The organism is Streptomyces niphimycinicus (genome assembly GCF_018883605.1).
In the GTDB taxonomy this organism is placed as follows: domain Bacteria; phylum Actinomycetota; class Actinomycetes; order Streptomycetales; family Streptomycetaceae; genus Streptomyces; species Streptomyces niphimycinicus.
Genome location: NZ_JAHLEM010000997.1, coordinates 1 through 3,373, shown reverse-complemented (window position 1 = coordinate 3,373; position 3,373 = coordinate 1). Strand labels below are relative to the sequence as shown.

Here is a 3,373-nt window from a genome sequence, read left to right as displayed (position 1 = left end):
CCGCCTCCGGGCGCGACACGGCGGCCCGCGTGCCGTGTTCGCGGAGCGGCCGGCCGGTGCACGGTCGCCCTCTTGTGCGGGGCTCGCCGGCGTCGTGCGGGCCGCGGGTGCGGGGCTTGGGGCTTGGGGTCGTGGCCCGGCGCCGCGTCGTCTCGATGGGTGGCGAACAGCCGACACCGCGTCCGCGGGACGGTGGGGTGTTCGGGTGGCTGCCCGGCGCGCGGTCACCCGATCAGGTGAGATCCGGAGGGGGCTGGTCCAATTGGCAGGAGCTGTCGTCAGAATCGTGCCGGTCGCACGGCCCGCGCGGGACCGACCGTCCAGGGGCCCGGCCGACCGCCTCATTGGCCGGCGTTGGGGGCGACACATGATCGGGACATCGGCAGTCGGCGGCGCGTTCGTACGGAGGGCACGGAGGCTGCGGGCGGTCACCCGCGTGGCCCCCTGTCTGTGGGTGTTCGGCGCCCTCTGCTGGGCGCTGCTGACCCCGCACCACACCGAGGTCGTGGCCCTCCTCGCCGCCGCACCCGCCATCGCCTGCGCGACCAGCGGCCGCCGCAGATGCATCGTGCTGCTCGGCGGCGCCGGCCTGCTGTTCGCCCTCGCGCCTCCGACCGCCCTGGAGCCCGACGGCGACGGGAAGGAGCCGCACGCCGCCCTGGTCACCTGCTGCGCCACCCTCGGCGTGGCCCTCGCCTGCTATCTCACGGCGGGCCGCAAGCTGCGGCTGCTGCGCGAACTGGAACAGCTCCGGGCGGTGGCCACCGCCGCGCAGGACGTGGTGCTGCGGCCGCTCCCGGCCCGGCTGGAGGGCATCGAGCTGGCGGGCGGCCACCTCTCGGCCAGCCGGGGCGCCGCCGTCGGGGGCGATCTCTACGAGGTGCTGGCCACCCCGTACGGCGTCCGCGTCATCATCGGCGATGTGCGCGGGCACGGCCTCGCCGCGATCGGCACCGTCGCCGCCGTCCTCGGCAGCTTCCGCGAGGCCGCCCATGAGGAACCCCTGCTCAGCGGGGTGCTGCGGCGGCTCGACCGCGCCCTGGAGCGCCATCTGCGGGCGCGCGCGAGCGGGGAGTGCCCGCTGGACAGCCATGTGGACGAGGAGTTCGTGACCGTCCTGCTGCTGGAGGTGCGCGCGGACGGCGAGGTCACCGCGCTCAACTGCGGCCACCCCTGGCCGTACCGCCTCCACGAACAGCCGGTCGGCCCGGCCATGGCCCGGCAGACCGCGCCCGGCGAGGTGCTGCCGCCGCTCGGCCTCTTCCCGCTGCCCGCCGAGCTTCCCACCGCCCGCTGGAGCGCACTGGGCGTCGGCGACACGTTGGTACTGCACACCGACGGTGCCGAGGACGTGCGCGACGCCCACGGCACGTTCTTCCCGCTGCGCCGCGCCCTGTCCGAGGCCGCGGGCCCCGGGCCGCTGGTTCCCGCGGCGGTGGTGGCGGGGGTGCGGTCGGCGCTGCTGCGTCATACCGGCGGGCGGCTCACCGACGACGTCGCGCTGCTCGCGCTGCGCTTCGACCGCTGCCCCCTGTCCGCCACCACGGCCCTCACCCGCCCGGCCGCCGACGCCCACCGGGGCTAGGGGCTGTCCGTTCCCCTCCCCGCGCCTTCCCGCGGCATCGATTCGCGGCGCCGCCGCGCGGTGGGGCTCCGCCCCAGGCTCCGGAGTCCAGGGGCGGGTTGGGGAAAGTCCAACGGCCCACCCCACCCCGCCCGTTCACACCCCGTGCGAATCCCGCTCCACTACGCTGGCGCCACCGAGCGTTTCGGGAGGGCGAGATGGAGCCCAATACACTGCTCGACTCCGTGCTCGACGAGGCCGGAGTCTCCCACGCCGGACTGGCCGCGCATGTCAATGAGGCAGGCCGGGCCCGGGGGATGAAGCTGCGGTACGAGCACACCGCGGTGGCCCGGTGGCTGAAGGGCCAGCGGCCGCGCGGCCAGGTGCCGGACCTCATCTGCGAGGTGCTGGGCGAGCGGCTGCACCGCGCCCTCACCCTGGACGACATCGGCCTCGGCACCCCCGGCAGCCGCCGGGGCGGCCCCGCCACCCCGCTCTCCGGATTCGTCGAGCGCGCCACCGCACTGTGGCGCTCCGACGAACAGCAGCGCCCGCATGTCGTCGAGGCCCCGGCGGTCACCGGCACCCCCGCCGTCATCCCGGTGTGGGAGTGGGAGAACCCTCCCGAGGACTCCGACGTCTCCCGGCGCGGCCTCACCCGGGTCAGCATGACCGACATCGAGACGCTGCGCGCCGCCCGCGCCCACTACGAGCAGATGTACCGGAAGGCAGGCGGCGTCGCGACCCGCACCCGGGTGGTGGGGTTCCTCAACTCCGAGGCCGCACCGCTGCTGCGCGGCAGCTACGCCGACGACACCGGCCGCCAGTTGCACCGGGCGACCGGCGGCCTGGTGGCCATCGCCGGGATCTGCGCGTACGACTCCAACACCCACGGCCTGGCCCAGCGCTACTTCCACCAGGCGCTGCGGCTCGCCAAGGCCAGCGGCGACCGGGGCCTGGGGGCCTATGTCATAGCGCTGCTGGTCAATCAGTCCCTCTTCATGAAGGAGTACCGGCAGGCGGTCGCCTTCGCCGAATCGGCGCTGCGCGCCGCGGGCTCCCAGATCACCCCCGCGCTCGCCGCCGACCTCTACGCCATGCAGGCCAAGGCGTACGCCCGGCTCGGCGACGGCGCCGGGGCGCTGTCCTGCATCCGGCGTGCCGAGACCGCCGCCGACCGGATCAGACCGGGGCAGGAGCCCGATGAGACCGGCTATGTCCAGCCGGGTCTGGTGAACGTCCAGGTGGCCGAGGCGCTGCTGAGCCTCGGCGACCTCGGCGGCGCCCGCGAGCACGCCACCGCCGCGGTCGGCACCCCCGCGCACGACCGGGGCCGGGTGCACCGGCTCGCCATGCTCACCCATATCGAGCTGCGTCAGGGGGACGTGGACCGGGCGGGCGCCACGGCGGTGGAGATGACCGAGCGCGCGCGGGGCATGGAGTCCCAGCGGTTACGCGACCGGTTGCGGGCGGTACGGGAGCACCTCGCGGCCAGCGGAAGCGCCGCGACGGCCGAGGCCGCCGCGCTGATCGACGGGGCACTGCGCGTTCCTCTGTGACCAGCGGTTCCGCTCGCGGTCCGCACTCTCGTCAGCGGGTGGCCCACGATGGCCTCCCGTTTCGACGAAAGGTGGCTGACAGTGCGATGGAAGAACCTCAGGGAGCGGACCGTGTACGAGAACCGATGGTTCCGGGTCAACCTCGCCGACGTCCGGCTCCCCGACGGGCGCCATTTGGACCACTATCTGATCCGGCTCCGTCCCGTGGCCGTGGCCACGGTGGTGAACGCGGCCAACGAGGTGCTGCTGC

2 protein-coding genes and 1 pseudogene are annotated in these 3,373 nt (G+C 74.8%); all 3 read left to right on the top strand.

Going from position 1 to position 3,373, the window contains the following annotated elements; genetic code table 11:
* Positions 1 to 367 precede the first annotated feature (367 nt).
* Complete coding sequence (locus KN815_RS46650) at positions 368 to 1,585, top strand: PP2C family protein-serine/threonine phosphatase (protein ID WP_253209680.1); 1,218 nt, start codon at positions 368 to 370, stop codon at positions 1,583 to 1,585.
* 197 nt (positions 1,586 to 1,782) lie between these two features.
* Positions 1,783 to 3,123 (top strand): NsdA family TPR-like regulatory protein, encoded by a 1,341-nt coding sequence (locus tag KN815_RS46645; RefSeq protein WP_216347843.1) that lies wholly within the window; start codon positions 1,783 to 1,785, stop codon positions 3,121 to 3,123.
* Between the two features lie 81 nt (positions 3,124 to 3,204).
* Positions 3,205 to 3,373: pseudogene (locus tag KN815_RS51280) on the top strand (NUDIX hydrolase); the annotation flags it as partial.

Excerpts from the sequence above, each read along its gene's own strand:
- KN815_RS46645 (WP_216347843.1), top strand. The coding sequence starts at position 1,783 with ATGGAGCCCAATACACTGCTCGACTCCGTGCTCGACGAGGCCGGAGTC.
- KN815_RS46650 (WP_253209680.1), top strand. The coding sequence starts at position 368 with ATGATCGGGACATCGGCAGTCGGCGGCGCGTTCGTACGGAGGGCACGG.